Raw genomic sequence first — 23,614 nt, 5'->3', positions numbered from 1 at the left:
TGTTCGCCTTACTTTTTACAGTAAGCCAGAATCATTATTGTTATTTATACCAGTCCGCAAACTCTTCTATTGGCTCTCTTCCTCGAAGTACCAAAAAGTTTAGGAACTGCTGTGCACTATGAGTAATTACTTGCTTGGAATCAACACCAACATTGTTAAGAAGTTGTTCCGCTTTCGTCAGTACACCGACATCTTGGCAAAAATGAGCATCACTACCGGTTGTTATCCAAGCGCCTAGTCGTTTTGCAACTTCCGCAATTTGATAACAGCGATCGACGCTACCTACTCGGCTGTGACCTTTCAGGGTGCTGTTATTGATTTCAATTGCCACGTTGTGCTCGACCGCACAAGCAATCACGGCTTCAAAATCAAAATCGTAGTTTGGATTACCCAAGTGACCTAAAGCGTCAACGCGTCCACCTTTGATAACATTGAGCAGTGCTTGAGTATGATCTTCTTTGCTAGAAGGTCTAAAAACCGCTTCATGAAAACTGGCAATTACCCAATCCAACTTTTCATCTAACGTAGGATGAATATCCACTTCGCCTTCAACGTTCATAATGTTGGATTCAATACCGCGAATAATTGCCACCCCTTCTAGAAAACGCGGAACAACACGTTGGTTGGCAAAGAACCAATAATGAGGCGCACCGGGCATAGTTTCAGCGTGGTCAGTCATACAAAACATGGCGAGATTGTTCTGCTTTGCCAGTTTGGCATTTTCAATTAGGGTACTGTATGCGTGACCGCTAGCGTAAGTGTGGGTATGGGTATCTACTTCGAGTTTCATTTTTCTTTCCTTACATCACGATATACGCAGTGTATCAGTCCCACTATGAACTACAACCGTACAGCATAAGTAAAACTAGATGAATATCAGCCCACACCTGATTCCAAGCCAGATTGATGGTCATTTACCTTGTACTTATGGCTAGAGATTACCGACAAAAAGACTAATAAGTTAATGATTTTGTGAAATTTTCAACACCAATTTTTGCGGATATTTTTTTGCAACTTTTCTAAGTTCGACAATACTTATACAACCAATTGTTGAAGGGATTCTGCATGAAGCGCCGCTACTCACTCAGTATTCACATTAGTTCTCTTTTTTTCATATTAACGGCTATTGTAGGAGCGGTACTGATTAGCATCAGCTCTCAACATGCAAAGCAGTTACTTAGTGGCAGCGCTCAAGAGTTGAGTCAGGAAAACAGCCGCAAACTGGAGTCCATCTTTCAAAGAAGCATCGCGCCTATCTTTTCCACATTGGATTTCATGGCTTACAGCAGTTTTATCGATGAAAACAAACCACCTTCCGAACAAGCACGTTGGCTTTCCTCGATGCGCTTATTGTTCGAACGACAACCCAGTTTAGTCGCCCTATATTTTGGTAATGAAGATGGCGATTTCACCATAGTTCGCCCCTTGTTTGACAACCAATCCAGAGAGCGCGTCAACGCACCAGACACCGCCCGCCTATTTATTAACTACACCAAGATGGATGGTACCAACAAGTTTATTTTCTTCGACCAAAACCTAGCGCAAGTGGGTCATGTTGATCACCAAGGCAACCAGTTCGATCCACGAACACGCCCTTGGTACACCTCTGCGGAAGAAGACGATGTTATTCGCTTAACAGAACCTTATGTGTTCTATCTGTTTCAAACGCCAGGTGTCACACTGTCACGTCGCTCTGCGGATGGCAACAAGGTAGTCGGTGCTGATTTTACGCTGGATTCGCTTTCACAAGAGCTTTCGCATATCGGCTTCTCACAAAACGCTAAGTTAGCGCTTTTTGATCATCAGTTCCGAGTATTAGCCCAACACAATACGTCACTAAGCCTGACTGATGATGAACAAACGACTCAGCAAAAATTAAACAGCAGCATTTTCACTCCTGTTGCGAATCGAATCAGTAGCTCAACGTTATATGAAACGGTAGAACGAGATGGTAAATCGTGGTCTGTTACTCTGACACCTGTCGCTTTAAGTCCAAGTATTCATTTGCTTCTAGCCGATGCTACTCCACAGGATGATTTGATTGCCAGCTTGCTTTCAATGCGAAATAAACAACTGCAAGCTGCTTTTGGCTTGATGGTGATATGCTTTACAGCGGTCTGGATTATCTCTGCTCGCCTTGCTAAACCTCTCGTGAATTTAATGGAGCTGACTGACAATATTACTCGTTTCGAGTTTAAGAAGACTCGTTACCCTAAAAGTATTATTAAGGAGGTAGCAAACCTCACCAAGTCGATAGAATTGATGGAACACACGTTACACGATTTACTGCGGCTTCTTCGCGATACTGCGTCGAATCAGGAATTTAGCGTGTTAGCAAAAACCATCACCCATCAGAGCTATCTTGTCACTCGCGCCGAGACGATTCAGCTTTACACCTATTCTCCTGAGGAAGCGACATTCACCAACGTCGCAGACCATGCCATCATTCCATTTAAGATCGACCTCAATTCACTGATCACTGGCACACCGTGGCTAATGGCTGAGCTTAATAAAGGTGAAACGGTTCACTTAACTCGAAACGACAATATTTTGAAAAAGCATCAGGATTATCTGTACAACTCAGATATCTATTTCTTCCCGCTGCTCAACCGTCAAAAACAGTTAGTCGGAGTATTGAATTTGGGTTACGAGCGTGCGATTACCTCAGAGCAATATGACAAGCACGCCTTCTTGCGCGAACTTTTAAGCTTTGCCGAAATTGCTAAAGACAATATCGACAAGATTCAACAACAAAAAGACATGTTGAATGCATTCGTTACTCTAATAGCATCCGCCATCGATACCAAATCTCCGTATACGGGTGGTCACTGCCAACGTGTCCCTGCGTTGACCAAGATGCTGGCAGAAATAGCAGACAAAGATACTCACTATTACCGCAATTTCTCAATGACTAAACAGCAGTGGGAAGAACTCAATCTAGCAGCTTGGCTACACGACTGCGGTAAAGTGACCACGCCTGAATACGTTGTGGACAAAGCAACAAAACTCGAAACCATTTATGACCGAATACACGAAGTTCGTATGCGTTTTGAATTATTGAAAACACAGGCCGAAGCGGATTACTGGCAAGGTGTTGCTCTGGGTGGAGATGAAAGCCAACTTAAAGCGACCTTAGCGCAGACTCATCACTCACTGGATGACGACTTTGCTTTCGTTGCTAAATGCAACATCGGCGGTGAATACATGTCTGATGATGACGTCGCCCGATTAGAAACCATAGCGCAGAGACAGTGGAAACGAACCCTCGATGATCAGCTGGGTATCTCTTGGATTGAGGCACAACGAGCAGGAGAAAAACAACCATTACCCGTGATGGAAAACCTCATCGCAGACAAACAAGTTCACCAAGTAAAATGGGAAGCCAACAACAACCCGAAAAACACATGGCAGGAACCTTTTGTTCTTCAACCGGGAGAATACCAATACAACCGTGGTGAGTTATACAACCTCTCGATTCGCGGTGGCACATTAAATAACGAAGAACGCTTTATGATTAATGACCACATAGTACAAACCATTACCATGTTGCAGCGTTTACCCTACCCTGAACATCTCAAAAATGTTCCTGACATTGCAGGTGGTCACCATGAACGTATGGATGGTAAAGGGTATCCAAGAGGCTTACACGAGGAAGAACTTTCGGTTCAGGCAAGAGTCATGGCTATCGCAGACGTATTTGAAGCGTTAACCTCCAATGACAGGCCTTACAAACAGGCCAAAACCATTGATGAGTCAATCTCGATCATGACCAGAATGGCGACCTCAGGACATATCGACCCGAAACTTTATCTGCTCTTCCTAGAACAGGATGTGTACCAGAAATACGCCGACATGTTCTTGGAAAAATTCCAGCACAGTGACATCGACAAAGAAGAACACATCAAAACAGTGAAAGCGTATATGAAACAGCAATTCTAAACCGGTTAATAGAGTCACATATTCTGGCTCTATTACCGAAAAAAATGAATTTATGGTTACAAATCGAACAAAAGTTAATCGATTGCGCGATCAATAGTTGATGTACGTCAAATTGTCGTAGACAATACCGACCTCGCGTTGGTTTGAAGTCACATTTTGACCCCAAATCAGCCATGTCCCGATGTCCAATGTAAAATAATGACATTGAGTACAAAGGGCGTTTCGGTTTTTCTAATTACAGAAATAGACAAAACCAATTACTTATTTGTGCATTGCGCTGCTAGGGTAAGCCATTGCTAAATATACCCAAACAACTCCATTGGTTTTTGGGCACACCTAGTTTCTAAGGGAAAGAAGATGTTAATACCTGAAAACAGCAGCATCGTGATATTTGGTGCTTCGGGCGATTTAACCTACCGCAAGTTGATTCCTGCTTTATACCACCTATACGCAAGCAACCAACTGCCAAAATCCTTTGCAATCTTAGGCGTAAGTCGTACTGAATACAGTGACGACTCTTACCGAGAAAAATTGAAACGCTCGCTTCAAGAATTAGAGAAAACCGAACCTGAGATTCTTGATGCTTTTTGTGAATACATTCACTATCAAGCCATCAATACATCGGATGTCGAAGATTATGTAAAACTGAAAGATCGTTTAGACTCACTTTCAGACCATTACGCATTTGAACAACGCAATACCCTGTTCTACCTTGCTACTCCTCCTAGCCTTTACGGCGTGATCCCTTCTTGCCTTGCTGCTCACGGCTTAAACGATGAAAAAGATGGTTGGAAACGTCTGATCATCGAAAAACCATTTGGCTACGATTTAAAATCAGCACAAGAACTGGATATTGAGATTCACCACCATTTCAAAGAGCACCAAATCTACCGTATCGACCACTACCTAGGTAAAGAAACTGTTCAAAACCTACTTGTGTTCCGCTTTGCAAACGGTATGTTTGAGCCACTTTGGAACCGTAATTTTATTGATTACGTTGAAATCACAGGTGCTGAATTCCTAGGTGTAGAAGAACGCGGCGGTTACTACGACGGCTCTGGCGCGGTGCGTGATATGTTCCAAAACCACTTGCTACAAGTATTAGCAATGATCGGTATGGAGCCACCAGCGGCAATCAATGCTGACTCTATCCGTAACGAAGTGAACAAGGTTCTGCAAAGCCTTCAGCCACTATCTGAAGATGACTTGCGTAACAACCTAGTGCTTGGTCAGTACACGGAATCAGAAGTGCGCGGTAAGTTCCTACCGGGTTACCGTAACGAACCGGGTGTTGCAGAAGATTCGCGTACAGAAACGTATGTTGCACTAAAAATGTTTATCAACAACTGGCGCTGGAATGGCATCCCGTTCTATGTGCGTAGTGGTAAACGTCTGCCGACACGTGTGACTGAAGTGGTGATTCACTTTAAACGCACTCCTCACCCAGTATTTGGTAAAAATGCGCCTGAGAACAAACTGATCATCCGCATTCAGCCAGACGAAGGCATCCTGATGAGCTTCGGCCTGAAAGAGCCGGGCGCAGGCTTCAAAGCGAAAGAAGTTTCAATGAACTTCCATTACGCATCTTTAGAAGAAACGAAGATGCTGACTGCCTACGAACGCTTATTGCTAGACGCACTGAACGGTGACGCAACGCTATTTGCTCGTACAGACGCAGTAGAAGCTTGTTGGAAGTTCGTTCAGCCAATTCTGGATTTCAAGCAAGACCCACAATCCCTATACGGATACGCATGTGGTACTTGGGGACCGAAAGAGTCTGATGACCTTTTAAATAATGATGGAAGAGCATGGCGTTTCCCATGCAAAAACCTTACTGACACGGATTACTGCGAACTATGATCAATTCAAAGATTTTTCAGACAGCTGAGCAGGTTGTTGAATCGTTAGCCAATGAAATGCAACGCTACAGTGAACAAGGCACACCAGTGCACATTTCACTGTCTGGCGGCAGCACACCTAAAATGCTGTTTAAGCTATTGGCAAGTGCACCTTATGCTGAAGCTATTCAATGGCAAAACCTTCACTTCTGGTGGGGTGATGAGCGTTGTGTGGCACCGGATGATGCTGAGAGCAACTACGGTGAAGCGAATGCGCTGCTATTTAGCCAAGTAAACCTGCCTGCAGAGAACATCCACCGTATTCGCGGTGAAGATGATCCACAAGCAGAAGCAGAACGTTTTGCAAAAGAGATGGCTGATGTTGTTCCAACTGAAAACGGCACTCCTGTTTTCGATTGGATTCTGCTTGGTGTTGGCGCTGACGGCCACACAGCGTCGCTATTCCCAAATGTAACCAACTACGATGATCCAAACCTTTCTTTGGTTGCGACTCATCCTGAGTCTGGTCAACTTCGCATTTCAAAAACAGCGAAGGTTCTGGAAGCAGCAAAACGTATTAGTTACCTCGTTCTTGGTGCAGGTAAAACCGAGATCGTCAATGAAATTCACACTACTCCAGCCGCTGACCTGCCTTATCCAGCAGCTAAAGTTCAGTCAAAGACTGGCGAAACCGAGTGGTATTTAGATTTAGACGCAGCAGCAAAGATTGCGTGAAGGAGAGAAACAAATGAAAGGTGATATCGGTGTAATCGGCCTGGCGGTTATGGGTCAAAACCTGATCCTAAACATGAACGACCACGGCTTCAAAGTGGTTGCTCACAACCGTACTGCGTCAAAAGTTGACGAGTTCCTAGAAGGTCCAGCGAAAGGCACTAACATCATTGGTGCTTACTCTCTAGAAGAGCTAGTAGAGAAACTAGAAACTCCTCGCAAAGTGATGCTTATGGTTCGTGCGGGTTCAGTAGTTGACGCATTCATCGATCAACTAGTACCACTTCTAGACAAAGGCGACATCATTATTGATGGCGGTAACACTAACTACCCAGATACAAACCGTCGCGTTGCTGCGCTACGTGAAAAAGGTATCCACTTCATTGGTACTGGTGTTTCTGGTGGTGAAGAAGGTGCACGTTTCGGACCTTCAATCATGCCTGGTGGTGCTCCTGAAGCTTGGGAAGCGGTTAAGCCAATCTTCCAAGGTATCTCTGCAAAAACTGACGCTGGCGAGCCATGTTGTGACTGGGTTGGTAACGACGGTGCTGGTCACTTCGTTAAAATGGTTCACAACGGTATCGAATACGGCGACATGCAGCTGATCACTGAAGCTTACCAGTTCATGAAAGACGGTCTTGGTATGTCTGCAGACGAGATGCAAGCTGTATTTGCTGATTGGGACAAAACTGAGCTAAACAGCTACCTAGTTGAAATCACAGCTGACATCCTTGGCTACAAAGATGAAGACGGTGAGCCACTTGTAGAGAAAATCCTAGACACTGCTGGCCAAAAAGGTACAGGTAAATGGACAGGTATCAACGCGCTAGACCTAGGCATTCCTCTAACTCTAATCTCTGAGTCTGTATTCTCTCGTTGTCTATCTGCACTGAAAGACCAACGTGTTGAAGCTGAAAAACTGTTTGGTAAAACTATCACTCCAGTTGAAGGCGACAAACAAGAGTGGGTTGACGCACTACGTCAAGCTCTGCTTGCTTCTAAGATCATCTCTTACGCTCAAGGCTTCATGCTAATGCGCGAAGCATCAAACGAGAATGGCTGGGATTCTAAACTACGGTAACGTAGCGCTAATGTGGCGTGGTGGTTGTATCATCCGCTCTGCATTCCTAGGTAACATCCGTGATGCATTCGAGAAGAACCCAGAACTAGCATTCCTAGGCTCTGACGAGTACTTCAAAAACATTCTACAAAGCAGCCTAGTGGCATGGCGTAAAGTAGCTTCTAAGTCTCTAGAAGCAGGTATCCCAATGCCATGTATGACTTCAGCTCTAACGTTCCTAGACGGTTACACAACGGCTCGTCTACCAGCGAACCTGCTACAAGCTCAACGTGACTACTTCGGTGCTCACACTTACGAGCGTACAGACCGTGCACGTGGTGAATTCTTCCACACTAACTGGACTGGTACAGGCGGCAACACTGCGTCTACTACTTACGACGTTTAATCGTTATAAGTGACCAAACAGAAAAGGGATGCTTGAGGCATCCCTTTTGTTTTTCTGATGTTGATTTAGTGCTTATGTTTATGGAATGAAGACTCTTCAACATACTTTTTCTTGTGGTGGCCTTTGCCCGGATGTTTTCCGTGTACAGGGTGGCTGCGATAATGCCCTTCTTCAACCACTTTGACGACCTTAACCACTTTCACTGTTTCCACTTTTCTGTTGCGACAATCTCCTGTTTTTATTGAGACGTCTTTATTTGCAACAGAGACACAGCCTAATTCTATGTCTACCTGTGAATCCGACGCCTGAGCGTGAGTTGTCATTAATGTACCTAGCAGTACAAGCGGTGCAATTATCCCATATCGTTTCATATTGGTTCCTTTTGAGCTGATTCGTCACCAATTTAAACGTGTGTTAACAACTCACTCAATACGAAGTCGGCAACACTGACAATCATCTAACCTACCTTGAACATGGCATTGAAGAGCGGACAAAAAAAGAGCACCTATTGGTGCTCCTTATGACATTTGAAACAAATCATTAATGAACTTTAAACTGCCCCACCACTTGTGACAGATCGCTTGAAGTTCCACCGAGTTCACGGCTGATATTGTTGGTCTGCGCTGCGCTATCATTCAACTGACCAATTAGAGCCTGAATGGCAGCCATATTACGGCTGACTTCTTCAGTCACATGGCTTTGCTGCTCAGCAGAGGTTGCCATTAATGTGTTCAAGTCGTTAATTTCTACCACGGATGTCGTCACTGTATTCAAGGACTCCATCACTTTGTGAGTGCTTTGCGAAGTCGCTTCACAGCTCTTACGTGTGGTTTCCATCTTGCTCACGACATTTTCGGATGTGTTGTTGAGCTTAGACAGCATCTCATTAATCTGCCCTGTACTCTGCTGCGTACGAGCTGCCAGTGCGCGAACTTCGTCAGCTACCACGGCAAAACCACGACCTTGCTCACCTGCACGCGCGGCCTCTATCGCAGCGTTTAATGCCAACAGGTTAGTTTGCTCAGCAATATCACCAATCACCTGAAGTACAGTACCAATCTGTTTGGTATCTTGATTCATCGCACTGATGGTGTTCGACATTTCTGCTACATCCGACTCCAATGCAGTTACGCTTTGTACCGCTTGATTAACCGTTTTCTTAGAATCGTTCGCATATGAGTTTGTCAGTTCTGTGAGCTTAGCTGCGTCTGATGCACTTTGAGCAATAGACCCTGCTGTTGCGCTCATTTCATCAATCGCTGTGATCACCTGTTCTGTCTCAATGGTATGCGCATTTAACATCTGCATGTTTGATTCAGACTGGCTGCTAAGGTGATTAACCGCAGAATCAATTTTCGATGATGAGCTAGAGACTTCAATAAACATTCCCTGAAGCTGTTCGATAAAACGGTTAATAGAAGTCGAAATCTGACCGATTTCATCATTCGATGTAACGCTCAAACGTTGAGTTAAATCACCGTTACCTTGTGAAAGGTCAGCTACGAGTTCTTTTAGACGCAGTAAAGGTTTGAATGCAAAGTGCAGCATTGCAACACTTAAACCGATAATGATCACTGCACAAATAAGTAGTGCCATTGTGATCTTCCAGTTCAAACTGTCAGTATTGGCTTGAATGTCATCAAGATCGATATAACCGTTCAACCTCCATGTCTGGCCAGCCAAATCAAAGTTGCGCTCAACAGGAATCAAGTTTTCACCGGTTTTATCAGTGAAAATGGTGACCTCATTTGAAGAAATCAGTTCCATGTAGCTGCCTGACAGCGAATAGGCTTCTAAAATTGGTTTTAATCCACTCAAATCAAGCGTGAAAAAGTTAGCAGAGCCGTCCATATGCTTAATTGAGATATTTAAACTTGGACGCCCTTCAATGATCGTCACTTCGCTCACCGTTGGTTCAGCGGTCAAGCCTTCTGCAAGTGTTATGTACTTTTGAGTTTCATCTTGTTCTAGTACTCTGCCCGTATCATCGAACGCATAGCTGCTTGCAAGACGCACAATATGAGAGAAACCAGCCGACTCTTTGGTGGTGCCGATATCCATCATGTTGAATTTAAGGCTTTTCGCCAGACTAAGCTTGTCGCGTAACTCACCTTCCAGTGTTCGGTTCACTAACTCAATGTTATGTTCAATTTTCTCTATATCTGACTGATAAATATAGGAACTGATAAAGTGGTTTACACTGAGAAACGAAACAAAAATGGTGATTGAAATTATGGCAACTATTAGCGATATAATTTTGTTTTTAAAGGAAAAACTCTTCATTATTCTTCGCGTCCTTCACAAAGTTTTTAGCTTACTGACCCCGATAAAATCAGTGAGCGAATGGTGAATAGAGTATTAATTATTATGCGGGTTCTCAGTTAACTGCTTGTTGGCTAGCACTTGGTATCGACTACCAAGCTGATTTTCTACTCTTTGACACAACAGTTCGAAGTGGGATTATTCCTACAACTTTACTAAGCCACGTTTATTATTCGGCACATTGTATCCAAACTTAATATGAAACAATGAGTATTAGTTCAAAATTGAGACAACATCGTTCGGTAAATGAGACTCCGGTCATATTTTTTTAGAGTTAAATCGCATTTTATTTAATACATAGTTTCATTTTTTATAGATATATTTTTCAACCTTACCGTTTCTACAAAAAAAGAGCACCATGTGGCGCTCTTTTTCAGTCATCTTGGGAACGACTATTTTCAGTGAACTTTGAACTGAGTAACGACGTCAGACAGATCCGTCGAAGTGCCTCTCAGTTCCTGACTAATGGTGTTTGTTTGTGAAGCGCTATTATTAAGCTGGCCGATTAACTCTTGAATCGTTGCCATATTACGACTGACTTCTTCAGTCACATGGCTTTGCTGCTCAGCAGATGTTGCCATTAGCGTGTTCAAGTCGTTAATTTCAACCACAGATGTGGTCACTGTATTCAATGACTCCATCACCTTATGAGTGCTTTGCGAAGTTGCTTCACAGCTCCTACGCGTGGTTTCCATCTTACTCACGACATTTTCGGATGTGTTGTTGAGCTTAGACAGCATGTCGTTAATCTGCCCTGTGCTTTGCTGCGTACGAGCCGCCAGTGCTCGAACTTCGTCAGCAACTACGGCAAAACCGCGACCTTGTTCACCTGCACGCGCCGCTTCAATCGCAGCATTCAATGCCAACAAGTTAGTTTGTTCAGCGATATCACCAATCACCTGAAGTACCGAACCAATTTGCTTGGTATCTTGATTCATGGCACTGATGGTGTTCGCCATCTCAGCCACATCGGCTTCCAATGCGGTCACGCTTTGCACCGCTTGGTTTACGGTTTGTTTAGACTCATCTGCATAAGCGTTAGTTAACTCCGTAAGCTTGGCGGCGTCTGCGGCACTCTGTGCGATTGATCCTGCTGTTGCGCTCATTTCGTCTATCGCTGTGATCACCTGCTCGGTCTCAATGGTATGCGCATTTAACATCTGCATATTTGATTGAGACTGACTGCTGAGATGACTCACCGCAGTATCAATTTTGGATGATGAGCTGGACACTTCAATAAACATACCCTGAAGCTGTTCAATGAAGCGGTTAATAGAAGTCGAAATTTCGCCGATTTCGTCGTTCGAAGTGACACTTAAACGCTGAGTTAAATCTCCATTCCCTTGAGACAGATCAGCCACCAGTTCTTTGAGGCGCATTAGAGGTTTGAATGCAAAATTCAACATTGGCACACTCAGACAGATAATGATTGCCGCAGAGATCAACAACGCCAGAGTGATTTCCCAGTTGAGACTGTCTGTGTTTTTTTGGATATTGTCTAAATCGATGTAGCCATTCAACGACCAATTCTGGCCATCAATCGAGAACTGTTTTGAAACTGGAATGACGTTGTCACTCGATTTATCAGAGAATATGGTGATTTGGTTTGCCGATATCAGTTCCATATAGCTGCCCGGCAATGAATAAGCTTCTATAACGTTTTTCAGGTTGCTAATGTCGAGAGTAAAGAAGTTTGCCGAACCATCATATTTTCTAAGTGAAATAAGAACCGTTGGCTTTCCATCCACCATTTCAACATCACTCATCGTTGGCTCTTCCGTTAACTGTTCAGCCAACTTCAAGTAAGTTTCCGTTTGCTCATCATCAAGCGAGTTAGCAGTATCATCGAAAGCATAACCATTCGTTACCAACACAATGCTCGCAAAGCCTGTCGACTCTTTGGTGTCTGCAATATCCATCATGCTGAAATTGAGACTTTTCGTCAGTGTTAACTTTTCTTGCAATGCTCGTTCTAGCTGAGCGGTGACCAAATCAATATTGTGTTTGATTCTTGCCGTGTCTGACTCATAGATATAACCACTGATAAAGTGGTTCACACTCATATATGACACAAAAATGGTCACAGTAATAATGCTAGCAATCAACGCTATAATTTTGTTCTTAAAAGAAAAGTTTTTCATGTATATCAGTATCCCTACTACAAAATGACTAGCATTGTTTTGAATAATCAATGGATTAGGATTTATATGCGCTAGACCAGATTTACTTATTGTTACATTTGCCCGATGATTGTAACACCAATTGAGAATATTAATTAATAATGTTCTCAACACATTAGCCTAATGAATATCATCATTTTGAAGCCACCCAACAACACACTTGTAATAAAAACTCAGCGTTTGGCGGCATGGAGATCGCTGGCTAAACTTCGCCATTCAAAGACAGTCTCTTTAAAATGCTCGATCTGTTTGGGAGTAGAGAGGTGGACAATACTGAGTATGTATTCGTTTGATGCCTGTTCGTTGTAGTTGAGCTTTGCTTTGAGCACAGGGCTGTAGGACTCTTCTTGGGAAAAGAGAAGTTTCTGTAATCTCTGATTGAAATCAGTTTGGTTATGGCGTTGATTCAACAGTGATTGAATTTCGTTTCGTTGCGTCTTTTGAAACGCTATCCAATCATAGGTCGTTATTTGTAGAGCTTTCGCCCATTGTCCTGCTAATTGTTCTTGGTCAGCAGTTAGAGAACCTAACCACTGTTCCATACGATCAATAATTCGTTCTTCATACTTGGCTCTGGTTTCACTTTCATTCAAATCCGCATACTTATCGGCGTATTTTTGATGCCGCTTTGCTAACCCCTGCATAAATTCATCCACCTGTTTGTCTGACAAAGCGGTGGCTATTGGAAAAATACTCGGAAAGATTTGAGTCACTAAACTCTGGTAATGCTCATAAATCCACTCTCTATGCTGTTGAAGCTGTTCCAGTGTGAGAGTTTTAGGATTGAGCTCAAGCAGTTGATCAAACTGCATAACATAGTTGTTTAGCTCCTCAGTTTGATGCCATTGACTGAGCGCATCAATTTGCGTTTTCACCAAACTTTCCTGCTGGTCAGTCAAAGTCACATAATCATCTAGGTACTCAAGAATAAACCAGTCCATATTATGGTAAACAAACTTGGTACTGCACCCTGCTATGAGTAGTACCGACATCAACAGCAGCGTTATCCTTTTCTTCATAACCACGTCCCTAGTCTTCCTTTTTGCCGCCAAGTCATTTTTAAAAGCATCACTTCTAAAACATAGCTGTTCTAACACCAGATGCGAAGATGAACATAGCTATATGGCCTTTTCTTGTTGAAAAACTAAACATTCAGGTATGCGTATGAGAAGCACAACATTGAACGTAATCAACTGATTTTTAAACTCACATACGCAATGCGTCAATTATCGCTACACTCTTTTTCTAAAAATAAATGATAATAGTTTGCATATGCATTTTCTTTGGCAATATAATCATGCCCTTCGCAGTCAATGCGAATTCGTTTCATCACTATCTTTTCAACAAGGACAAAAGTAGGTTCCAATAAATGATTCAGAAACTGATTAGCCTTTCTACTTTGCTGTTTGCTTCTTACAGCTTTGCACAAACGACAACCATTACGGATGTGCTTGATCGTGAAGTTACTTTCGATGCGCCGGCAAAACGCGTTATCGTCGGCTTCTATCCAGAAGATTACATGGCAATTGGTACGGAAGCTGCGTATGACAACGTTGTGGGTATGTCGAAATACATTTGGCAAGCGCGCTCAGCAAACTGGGAAATGAACGTTAAGCACCGTCCTTCTCTAGACGAGATTGCCGCTATTGGCCGTGTTGATACCAACACTTTCTCTGTAGAGAAAGTCATCAGCCTTAATCCGGATCTCATCATGCTGGCTGACTGGCAATATAAAGCCTTGGGTAGTGATATCCAACGCCTTGAAGGTGCTGGTATTCCAATTGTAGTTGTGGATTACAACGCTCAAACTTTAGAACGTCACATCAAAAGTACTGAGCTAATCGGTGTGATCACAGGTCAAGAAGAACGTGCAGCGAAAATCGCTAGCGAGTACAAGCAGAACATCGAAATGATCACTGCCCGTTTAGAGAAAGCGAACCTTCCAAAGCCAAAAGTTTACACTGAATTCGGTGCTTCAGGCGTAAACGAAATCGGCTACACCTTTGGTAAAAACATGTGGGGCGCAATCTCTACTGTAGCCGGTGGCGACAACATTTCAGCACCTTATGTTGAATGGTGGGGCAAACTAAACCCTGAGCAAATCATTGCAGCAAACCCAGATGTGATCGTTATGACTGGCTATGAAAATGGCGGCAGCGATGCAATGTTAATGGGTCAAGGTGTAGAAGAGTCGGTAGCGAAAGAACGTTTAGAAGGATTCAAAAAGCGTACGGGCTGGTCTTCAATTTCAGCAGTGAAAAACAACCGTATGTACGCAGCTTACCACGGCGCATGTCGTACCATTCTTGATGGCGCGCTGATTCAGTTCTACGCAAAAGCGATGTATCCAGAATTGTTCGCCGATTTAGATCCAAACCAAGCGTATTTGGACTTCTACAAGAACTACCTACCAGTGGTACCTAAAGGTACGTTCGTTACTCAACTGTAAGCAGTTTTAGTCACCGGCTCTGAGAGCCGGTGTTATCCATGCAAAAAGGCCAGAACTGATGTTCTGGCCTTTTTATATCTTGTTCATATCACAACAGCATGAGTAATTTTCTGGGTTACGCCGCGCTAGGTCTGCGGGTGCGGACGAAAGGTGTACCATTTTCATCGGTAAGAACATCCGCTTCCACATGATACAGTTCGTGAATCAGTTCGCTGGTTAACAGTTCCTTCGGACTACCAAAGGCTCTCAATTCACCTTGTTTTAATATCAAAAGGTTATCAGCGTATTGTGCCGCTAAATTGAGGTCGTGCAGCACCATTAAGGTGGTGTAATTTTGCTTTTTCGTCTGAGTAACCAAGTGATTTAGCAATACATGTTGGTAATGCAAATCTAACGCACTTACTGGCTCATCCAGCATCAGAATTTCAGGACAACGCATCAGTGCTTGTGCAAACAGAATCATCTGACACTGACCACCACTGAGAGTTCTTACATCACGGCTGGCAAGATGTTCCAAACCAATGCTCTTAAGAATACTCAACGCTTCTTGGAGCATTTTAGTTTCAATTCGCATACTGAGTGCATCAAGTCTGCCTAACAACACCACTTCGATTACCGTCATATTGACATCAAGGTGAATGTCTTGCGGCATGTAACCAAACTTAGTTCGCCACTCAATCAGCGATTTGCCAGATAAAACATTATTTCCATACTGAATTTCTCCGCTTACGGTTTTGATATCACCGAACAGAGTCTTCAACAGAGTACTTTTACCCGTACCATTTGGTCCAAGAATAACGTTCACTTGCCCCGGTTGCAGTTGGAAACTGATGTCTCTTGCCAACACCAAGTCGCCTAATCGTACGTTGAGGTTATTCACCTGCAATTGGTTACGTTGTGGCACTGAATCGTGCGCTTGCGATAACTGACTGACTTCAAACATATTATCTTCTCTTCGCGATGATGAGCCAGAAGAAGAAAGGCACACCAATGATGGCTGTTACGATGCCGATTGGGAACAACGCCCCCGGTACGATCACTTTTGATAAAACAGAAGCAGTCGACAACAAAAACGCACCAATTAGGAATGAAAGTGGAAGGAAGAAACGCTGATCTTCACCAACCAGAATTTTAGCGATATTAGGTGAAACAATGCCGATGAAGCCAATTATACCAACGAAACTGGTCACTGTTGCTGTCATCACCGCGACAATCAACAAGGTTTTTAAACGCAGTTTTACGATGTTCACACCAAGGCTTTTCGCACGTTCCTCGCCGAGTTTCAATGCGGTCAATTTCCATGAATCTTGCAGTAACAAGAACAGGCTTACCATGACTACCGTCGCGGTAATGGCTAGGTTTGTCCACGTGGCTTTTGAAAGACTTCCGAATAACCAAAAAGAATCTGTTGGCTCAGTTCAGGTGAAGAGACGAACTGTACCAATGAGAGTAAGGATTGGAATAGAAACAGTAACGCGATACCCGCAAGGATCAACTGCCCCGACCCGATATGACGTACAGAAGCCAATGCAAACAAGAAACACGCCGAAATCATACAGAAGACAAATGCACCGATAGGTACGGCTAAGTTGCTATCGATACCCAGAGAGCCCGTGTAAAGCATTAATGCCGCGCCAAAACCCGCAGCCGCAGCCATACCTAAAGTGTATGGGCTTGCCATGGAGTTGTTCAGCAAGGTTTGCATTTCCGCACCGCCCATCCCTAACGATCCGCCAACAAAGATGGCCATCAATGCAATTGGTAAGCGTAGATTACTAACAATGACTTGCGTGGAAGCATCCACTTGAAATGGTAATCCTACCCACTCAAGCAGCGCATAAATAACCGAGCTGGCATCAATCATTGAAGGGCCGGTCATAATATCGAGAACAAAAGAAGCGGCGAGTAATGCGCCAAAACTGGTTAATATCATTCCGCGACGCTTTTCGCTTTTTCGCTGCGCCTCTACGGCCTGCTGTACTACATCCGATAGCATCTTAACTCACCAAATTTAGAATATCGCTTAATCTCCAGACCTTGCTAAACGTGGCTTTCAACGCCACATAGCTGCAAGATCCGGTCTAATTTTTAGGGTCAGATGGTAACATTATGTAAATGATAATTGCTAGTATTTATAGTTCTATTTGCAATTGAAGAAATAAGTCGCACAAGCTTCAGTACGTGGTTATAGCCAAGTACCCAAGGGAAATTTTCACGATAGAGAATATTGATTGTATTGAAATGGTTCCGCGAGCAGCATAGATGCTCGCCAACAGTGTGGAAGGTAAACATCCTGAAGACCCGATTGGATCTGACATTTACTTTTAAATGCAAAGAGCCGTTGAACGGCTCTTGCTTTTTGGAACTGTTTGCCTGCTCTTATTTATCAAGCGCTGGCGCTTTAGCTACCCTTCTCACACCAAACCAGTTCTTGCCAAATACGTTGATTACTAGGCCCATTGCGATCACTATCACGCCGATGATTTGATAAAGGCTTAGACTTTCGCCAAGCAGTATCCATGCGCTTAGCAAACCAAATACTGGCACTAACAACGAAAGCGGAGCAACCATGGAAGTTTCATAACGACTAAGTAAGTAGCTCCAGCCGCCGTATCCCAGAATTGTCGCCAGTAGAGACAAGTAAACAATGGAAAAAACGTTATGCCATTCGATATTGAACAATGATTCAACAATAAGCTCAGGCCCTTCAATCACATACGAGGAAATGAAGAATGAAACCATTGGAACAAGCGCGCTCCATACGATGAGCGACATGGTCGGAACCGGATAACGTTGCATGATGACTTTATTCACGATATTACCCAGAGCCCAAAAGGCCGCCGCACCGATAATTAAAACCAAGGTGAATAAGGTTAATGACGTTGAATCATGTCCCTGAGCTGCCGCGAGAAGGTATATCCCCGCCCCAGCAACAGACACCGCAATCATATTGTGAATGCGTACTTTCTCTTTCAACAGCAAAACGCCAAAGCCTAGAGTAATAAACGCTTGCGCCTGCAAAAGCAGAGAGGCTAAACCTGCCGCCATACCCACTTTTAAAGCCCAGAAAAGTAACGAGAACTGTAGAAAATTGATGGTTAAGCCATAAGCCACTAGCCATTTCAAAGGCACTTGAGGTCGCTTAATAAAGAAAATGGCAGGCAAAGCGACAAACGCAAAACGTAACCCAGCTAACAGAAGAGGCGGCATTCCTTGCAAGCCAACTTTGATAACCACAAAGTTAACACCCCACACCAAAACAATGGCAAGAGCTAAAAACCTATCACGTACCGACATCCAATATCCTTAAAACGCTACTCTACGCATCCTTGATACATTCTATCGGCACTTCACATAGGCGATTTCAGTACATATGCATAAACAAATTTTAACCAAACTGAAACAGCAGAGTGCCTCAAAGTGTGAGCTAAGACAAGCGGTAATCCGTTATCGAAACCCAGCCAGCACCTTCACCACATGGCGCAGCAGATACTTTAAATAATTGCCCTGTATTTGCATCTATTGAGTAAGCGCCCAGTTCATCTGCCAATTCGCCACTGGCTAAAATGTATTGATCATCAGGTGAGATGATAAAACTGCGCGGTTGCTTCTCAACCTGATGGTGATGTCGGTAGTAAGGAATATGCGTGTCTTTATCTACTTCAAGGCATGTAATCACACTTAGTGTCCGCTCTGACACATAAATGAACCGACCATTGCGTGTGATATGGATATCTGCAGCCCAAACTCTTGGTACATCATTGACCACTTTTTGTGCTGGCGGAAGGCCTCGTTCCAACCCTAACGCTTCTCTTGGTATCGCTGGTGATTCTGCAACGAATGCCAATTGTCCTGTTTCAGAATCAAACGTTAACGTCACCACTGTCGCGTCCATTTCCGTCACTACATAGAGGAATGCTCCACACGGCGAAAACGCAATGTGTCTTGGGCCAGCATCCTTGGCAAACTGATAACTCGCTACAGGCTTATCAACCATTCCCTGTGAATTTGGTCGCGGGTAAACCAGTATTTTGTCTACTCCGAATTCTGTCGCTACTATCCATTTATCATCAGGACTGAAGAGACAAGTATGACAAGCACTGCTGTGCTGAATCGTTACCGTTTTATCGGTAAAGTGCCCAGTTTCAGTCATAGGTTTGGCGACAACATTATGTTGATCGAACGATGATGCTAACAACCACTGGTTGTTTTTGTCGGTAGTTAAACTGACAAGCCCCTCATTAACTGGCGTTTCACCTTCAAGAGTGAGATCGCCCGTCTGCAGATCAATTCTCAACTGTTTTAAGTGAAACGGTTCGCTATGAATGGCCGCAAAAAGGTAATTCTGACAAGGGCTTACCGCCATTGGCATTACCATGTAACCTACTTCTGTTTCTCCTAGCAATGTAAGCTCGCCCTGATGGAGTTTATAGCGAGAAATTGTCCCTGATAATGCGTTAGACAAATAAACAAACTGTGTCATTATTAGCCCTAATTAAGCGTTAAATAATAAGAAGATAAACCCAAACTACTCGATTTATGGAAGCAACGTAAACCGTATGAGTTACCACTATATCCCAGTTAAAAGAGCAGGATAAAGTCGAAATTTGCCACTCGGTAGATTTACGACATTGGGTAAAGGCACATGTGAGCAGGAAACAACCGTATATTTCTATAAATAATCTCTAGGATTGACTCTATGAACCACACTCAAGAACAGTCATGGGTTGAAGTGTTAAGAGGACACTCAAACCAACACCCAATAATGGCGGGTGGATTGATTGTCTCTTTGCTTTTAATCGCCTTTTTCCTTTTCCACGCCTTAACCGGTGAAAGACAACTAAACGCGCAATATGCACTGGTTGGTGGTGGCATTGCTTTTCTCGCCACGGCTTCTGGTACCTTACCTGCCCTATTCATTCGAGATATTCCGCAAAAGCTTTCTGACTGCATGCTTGGCTTTGCCGCAGGCATGATGCTCGCCGCTTCTGCTTTCTCACTTTTATTGCCCGGTATAGAAGCAGGCACAGCGTTTTTTGATAACGGATTTCTTGGTGGCATGATCGTTATCCTCGGCATGGCTATCGGTGTAGCACTGATGCTCGGACTGGATGCTTTCACCCCCATGAACATTTGGAAACAGGGCCTTGTGGTCCGGGGCACGATAGATGCAGCCGCGCTTGGTTATTTGTATTTGCCATAGCGCTGCACAACTTCCCTGAAGGGATGGCGATCGGCGTCGGTTATGCGCAGGGCGACCTTTCAGTTGGTATTCCGCTGACCACAGCCATTGCATTGCAAGACATTCCCGAAGGTTTAGCCGTAGCCGTGACTCTGAGAGCCGCTGGATTCAATGCAAGATTATCGGTTTTAGTCGCCGCACTAACTGGCTTACTGGAACCGATTGGTGCTTTGCTCGGTGTGAGTTTAGCTGGCGGATTAATGATTGCTTACCCTATCGGGCTCGGCTTGGCTGGCGGTGCAATGTTGTTTGTAGTGTCACACGAAGTAATTCCCGACACACACCGCAACGGTCATCAAACCTTAGCGACCATTGGTTTAATGTTAGGTTTTGCTTTGATGATGGTATTGGATACCACTCTGGGTTGAGCAATGTTTTATTTAGGAATCACAACACCGTGGTTCCTAATCCTTCCAAATAGTTAAGCTAAGCAACAAGCTCCTGCTGTGTTTCTTGTTTTAGTCGGTAAGCGATTAAGTCGGCAATAGTACCCAATTTGATCTTGTGCTTTTTGGCGAATACTTCTAAGTCTGGTCGGCGAGCCATGGTTCCGTCCGTATTCAAGACTTCAATGATCGCACAAGAAGGGGTTAGCCCCGCGAGAGCCGCTAAATCACACCCTGCTTCGGTATGACCGGGACGAACTAATACTCCGCCTTCGCGCGCGACAACAGGAAAGACATGGCCTGGTGAAACCACTTCTTTGGGTGTGGCATTTGCAGAGACTGCGGTCTTGATCGTGACGGCTCTATCATGCACTGAGATTCCCGTTGTCACACCTTTGGCTGCTTCAATTGAAACCGTAAAGTTGGTGCCAAACTGCTCGGTATTGTTTTTGACCATCAAAGGCAACTCTAGCTGCTGCGCCATCTGTTCAGTCATCGTCAGACAGAGCAGACCACGAGCTTCAGTGACCATAAAGTTAACGATTTCAGGCGTTATTTTGTCAGCCGCGACAATAATATCGCCTTCATTTTCCCTGTTTTCATCGTCCATTAAGATCACCATTTTTCCTAAACGGATGTCTTCGATAATCCCTTCAATTGCACTCAGTTCCATTTTTAATTCCTTTTAAAAATTCGCTTATTTGAGTCTGTCGATGATAAATCAGCGTTCTCGGTGAATAGCGAAAGGGTTCCACGCCTGAGCCGTTGGCATGACTTCGAGGCGGTTGATGCACATATGTGCAGGAAGTGTCGCTAGGTAGAACATGGTGTCTGCAATATCTTCCGCTGTTAAAGCTTGAGTACCTGCATAAAGCGCATCCGATGCCGCTTGATCGCCTTTGGTTCTGACCAAAGTGAATTCCGTTTCCGCAATTCCCGGAGCCAGATCCGTGACTCGGACACCTGTGCCTAACAGGTCACAACGCAAGTTATAGCTGAACTGTTTCACAAACGCTTTTGTTGCACCGTAAACATGACTGCCCGGATAGGGCCACTGACCTGCAATCGAACCGACATTAATAATCGACGCGCCTTTGCCCACTTCAATCAATGTTGGAAGCAGCGCATGAGTGACATTAACTAGCCCAGTGATATTGGTATCAATCATGGTGTGCCAATCTTGAATATCGACGGTCTGAGCAGGATTCGGAGATAAAGCAAGCCCCGCATTGTTCACCAAGCAGGTGATTTGTTTGAAAGATTCGGGTAGCGACTTAACCAGAGCGTCGACTTCTTCTTTGCTACGCACATCGAGTGTTTGGTAGTGTACTGGAACGATTTCAGACAACTCTGCCGCCAGTTCTTTCAAACGCTCTTCACGTCTGCCGGTAATGACTAACGCCCAGCCCTCAGAAGCAAATTTCCGCGCGGCTGCTCGTCCAAAACCCGACGTTGCTCCAGTAATAAATACCACTTTACCCATATCAATTTTATCCCTTAAATCTTGAGTGAATTAAGGGTATAGGGAATGGCCCCATACCCTTCGAACAATGGTTTACGCTTTTTCCAGCTCAGTTTTCATCACCAACTGAGGTGTGAACTTACAAATAACGTAGTACAAAATGGCACCACTGAAAGCACCTGTAAACCAGCCATAGTCATAGAACCAAGTCATCACATTGAAGAAAATCGCCATCATAGTGAAACTAACAGGGATGAGTAGCGCAATGAAGCCAGCCCAGTTGAACGCCGGATAGGCATCTTCCTTGTACAGCGCCAATACATCTAACTTCTGCTTCTTGATTAGGAAATAATCCACAATCATGATGCCAGCGATTGGGCCAAGCAGGCTTGAGTAGCCTAATAACCAGTTAGAAATATAGGCTTCTACGCTCAGATCGGATTCGACCCAGCCAACCTTTTTCAATAGCTCCCACCCCATCAACAAAATTCCGATTGCACCCGTAAGCAGTACGCCTCTGGTATGGTCGATATGTTGAGGTGAAATGTTTTGGAAGTCGTTAGTTGGAGAAACAATGTTTGCAGCGGTATTGGTTGATAGCGTTGCAATCACAATCATCACCATTGCTACTGCCACTAGAAATGGGCTGTCAATTTGGCCAATCAGCGTAATTGGGTCTGAGATGGTTTGACCAAACATGGTCTCTGATGCTGCTGTCATAACTACGCCTAGTGACGCAAACAAGAACATCGTCAGTGGCAACCCCATGATTTGCCCAATCACCTGATCTTTCTGTGATTTTGCGTAACGGCTGAAATCTGGAATGTTCAGTGACAATGTTGCCCAGAAGCCCACCATAGCGGTTAAACCAGACATAAAGTACTTCGCGAAACCTTCGCCTTCAGGACGATTGGCAGGTGTCGAAAGCAACTCTGTGTAAGAGACTTTATCACTTGCCCAAAATAGCAGTCCAAGCGACACAATCAACAATAGCGGTGCTGACAATGTTTCCAACCACTTGATGGAGTTTGCCCCTTTAAGCACAACACCAATGTTCAGCGCCCAGAAAATAAAGAAGCCAATCACTTCACCTACGCCACCTAAAGATGCCCATCCTGATGACACTTCAGATAAGAACAAATGAATAGCTAAACCACCAAACATGGTTTGAATACCAAACCAGCCGCAAGCGACAAAACCGCGAATCACACAAGGTACATTGGAGCCCATAATGCCGAACGACGAACGAAGTACGACAGGGAACGGCAAGCCATATTTCGTCCCAGCGAAGGCGTTCAACGTTAGAGGCACCAATACAATAATGTTCGCGATAAGAATGGTGAGTAGAGCCTCAACCACAGATAAACCAAAGTAGTTGGTTAATATGCCGCCCAAAGTATACGTCGGCACACAAATCGAAATACCGACCCACAAAGCCGCGATGTTGAACTTGTTCCACGTACGCTCTTTGATTTGGGTTGGTGCCAAATCACTGTTGAAATTTTTGCTAGAGATGAGGTCTTCACCGACTTCTAATTCGTAGAAATCCCCCACTTGCTTCATTTCCGTTTTCATTTGAATCCCCTCTTCCTAATTGA

16 protein-coding genes and 3 pseudogenes are annotated in these 23,614 nt (G+C 44.1%); 7 read left to right on the top strand and 12 right to left on the bottom strand.

Annotated features, from left to right (window positions below):
* Positions 1 to 40: 40 nt before the first annotated feature.
* Positions 41 to 790, bottom strand: coding sequence for a phosphatase (locus P4S58_RS16875; protein ID WP_102953553.1), 750 nt, complete (start codon positions 788 to 790; stop codon positions 41 to 43).
* A gap of 275 nt (positions 791 to 1,065) precedes the next feature.
* Here P4S58_RS16875 and P4S58_RS16870 point away from each other — a divergent pair, with 275 nt between their 5' ends.
* From P4S58_RS16870 to gnd, 4 genes and pseudogenes are all read left to right on the top strand, one after another.
* Entirely contained in the window at positions 1,066 to 3,939 is a 2,874-nt protein-coding gene (locus P4S58_RS16870) for an HD domain-containing phosphohydrolase (RefSeq protein WP_337164820.1), read from the top strand.
* A gap of 357 nt (positions 3,940 to 4,296) precedes the next feature.
* Positions 4,297 to 5,799 carry a glucose-6-phosphate dehydrogenase gene (gene zwf / locus P4S58_RS16865; protein WP_042480976.1) on the top strand — a complete coding sequence of 501 codons (1,503 nt, stop codon included), beginning with the start codon at positions 4,297 to 4,299 and terminating at the stop codon, positions 5,797 to 5,799.
* Complete coding sequence (gene pgl / locus P4S58_RS16860) at positions 5,796 to 6,512, top strand: 6-phosphogluconolactonase (RefSeq protein WP_337164816.1); 717 nt, start codon at positions 5,796 to 5,798, stop codon at positions 6,510 to 6,512. Before zwf ends, pgl begins: the two co-directional genes overlap by 4 nt.
* A gap of 13 nt (positions 6,513 to 6,525) precedes the next feature.
* A pseudogene (gene gnd / locus P4S58_RS16855) lies at positions 6,526 to 7,975 on the top strand (decarboxylating NADP(+)-dependent phosphogluconate dehydrogenase).
* Positions 7,976 to 8,040: 65 nt separating this feature from the next.
* On the opposite strand, the gene P4S58_RS16850 reads toward gnd, so the two are convergent.
* The 4 genes from P4S58_RS16850 to P4S58_RS16835 all read right to left on the bottom strand — a co-directional run bounded on the left by P4S58_RS16850 (position 8,041) and on the right by P4S58_RS16835 (position 13,496).
* Positions 8,041 to 8,346 carry a hypothetical protein gene (locus tag P4S58_RS16850; protein ID WP_102964552.1) on the bottom strand — a complete coding sequence of 102 codons (306 nt, stop codon included), beginning with the start codon at positions 8,344 to 8,346 and terminating at the stop codon, positions 8,041 to 8,043.
* Positions 8,347 to 8,515: 169 nt separating this feature from the next.
* Positions 8,516 to 10,258, bottom strand: a complete 1,743-nt coding sequence (locus P4S58_RS16845) for a methyl-accepting chemotaxis protein (RefSeq protein WP_042480988.1) — start codon at positions 10,256 to 10,258, stop codon at positions 8,516 to 8,518.
* Between the two features lie 437 nt (positions 10,259 to 10,695).
* Complete coding sequence (locus P4S58_RS16840; RefSeq protein WP_337164813.1) at positions 10,696 to 12,438, bottom strand: methyl-accepting chemotaxis protein; 1,743 nt, start codon at positions 12,436 to 12,438, stop codon at positions 10,696 to 10,698.
* Positions 12,439 to 12,650: 212 nt separating this feature from the next.
* Positions 12,651 to 13,496, bottom strand: coding sequence for a DUF6279 family lipoprotein (locus P4S58_RS16835; RefSeq protein WP_102986498.1), 846 nt, complete (start codon positions 13,494 to 13,496; stop codon positions 12,651 to 12,653).
* A 350-nt stretch (positions 13,497 to 13,846) separates the two neighbouring features.
* Between P4S58_RS16835 and P4S58_RS16830 the strand changes: the two genes are divergently transcribed.
* Positions 13,847 to 14,926 (top strand): ABC transporter substrate-binding protein, encoded by a 1,080-nt coding sequence (locus P4S58_RS16830; protein WP_337164810.1) that lies wholly within the window; start codon positions 13,847 to 13,849, stop codon positions 14,924 to 14,926.
* 115 nt (positions 14,927 to 15,041) lie between these two features.
* On the opposite strand, the gene P4S58_RS16825 is transcribed toward P4S58_RS16830, so the two are convergent.
* From P4S58_RS16825 to P4S58_RS16810, 4 genes and pseudogenes are all read right to left on the bottom strand, one after another.
* Complete coding sequence (locus tag P4S58_RS16825; protein WP_102953560.1) at positions 15,042 to 15,869, bottom strand: ABC transporter ATP-binding protein; 828 nt, start codon at positions 15,867 to 15,869, stop codon at positions 15,042 to 15,044.
* A gap of 1 nt (position 15,870) precedes the next feature.
* Positions 15,871 to 16,790 (bottom strand): annotated as a pseudogene (locus tag P4S58_RS16820) (FecCD family ABC transporter permease).
* A 515-nt stretch (positions 16,791 to 17,305) separates the two neighbouring features.
* Complete coding sequence (locus P4S58_RS16815) at positions 17,306 to 18,223, bottom strand: EamA family transporter (protein WP_102953562.1); 918 nt, start codon at positions 18,221 to 18,223, stop codon at positions 17,306 to 17,308.
* Positions 18,224 to 18,353: 130 nt separating this feature from the next.
* Positions 18,354 to 19,409: a lactonase family protein gene (locus tag P4S58_RS16810; RefSeq protein WP_337164805.1), complete on the bottom strand. Its 1,056-nt coding sequence runs from the start codon at positions 19,407 to 19,409 to the stop codon at positions 18,354 to 18,356.
* Between the two features lie 216 nt (positions 19,410 to 19,625).
* Between P4S58_RS16810 and P4S58_RS16805 the strand changes: the two genes are divergently transcribed.
* Both P4S58_RS16805 and P4S58_RS16800 read left to right on the top strand, forming a co-directional pair.
* Positions 19,626 to 20,129 (top strand): ZIP family metal transporter, encoded by a 504-nt coding sequence (locus P4S58_RS16805; RefSeq protein WP_337164803.1) that lies wholly within the window; start codon positions 19,626 to 19,628, stop codon positions 20,127 to 20,129.
* On the top strand, positions 20,060 to 20,536 hold the full coding sequence (locus tag P4S58_RS16800; RefSeq protein WP_337164801.1) for a ZIP family metal transporter: 477 nt from the start codon (positions 20,060 to 20,062) through the stop codon (positions 20,534 to 20,536). The genes P4S58_RS16805 and P4S58_RS16800 overlap by 70 nt, the downstream gene beginning before the upstream one ends.
* Before the next feature lie 61 nt (positions 20,537 to 20,597).
* Here P4S58_RS16800 and ribB read toward each other — a convergent pair.
* The 3 genes and pseudogenes from ribB to P4S58_RS16785 all read right to left on the bottom strand — a co-directional run.
* Positions 20,598 to 21,227: pseudogene (gene ribB / locus P4S58_RS16795) on the bottom strand (3,4-dihydroxy-2-butanone-4-phosphate synthase); the annotation flags it as partial.
* 48 nt (positions 21,228 to 21,275) lie between these two features.
* Positions 21,276 to 22,037: an SDR family NAD(P)-dependent oxidoreductase gene (locus P4S58_RS16790; RefSeq protein ID WP_337164799.1), complete on the bottom strand. Its 762-nt coding sequence runs from the start codon at positions 22,035 to 22,037 to the stop codon at positions 21,276 to 21,278.
* A 72-nt stretch (positions 22,038 to 22,109) separates the two neighbouring features.
* Positions 22,110 to 23,591: an NCS1 family nucleobase:cation symporter-1 gene (locus P4S58_RS16785; protein WP_337164798.1), complete on the bottom strand. Its 1,482-nt coding sequence runs from the start codon at positions 23,589 to 23,591 to the stop codon at positions 22,110 to 22,112.
* Positions 23,592 to 23,614 lie beyond the last annotated feature (23 nt).

The sequence above is a fragment of the Vibrio sp. Hal054 genome (assembly GCF_037162405.1).
Lineage (GTDB): Bacteria > Pseudomonadota > Gammaproteobacteria > Enterobacterales > Vibrionaceae > Vibrio > Vibrio diazotrophicus.
Note: the sequence above shows the minus strand (reverse complement) of the source record. Positions and strands in the feature narration are given on the sequence as shown.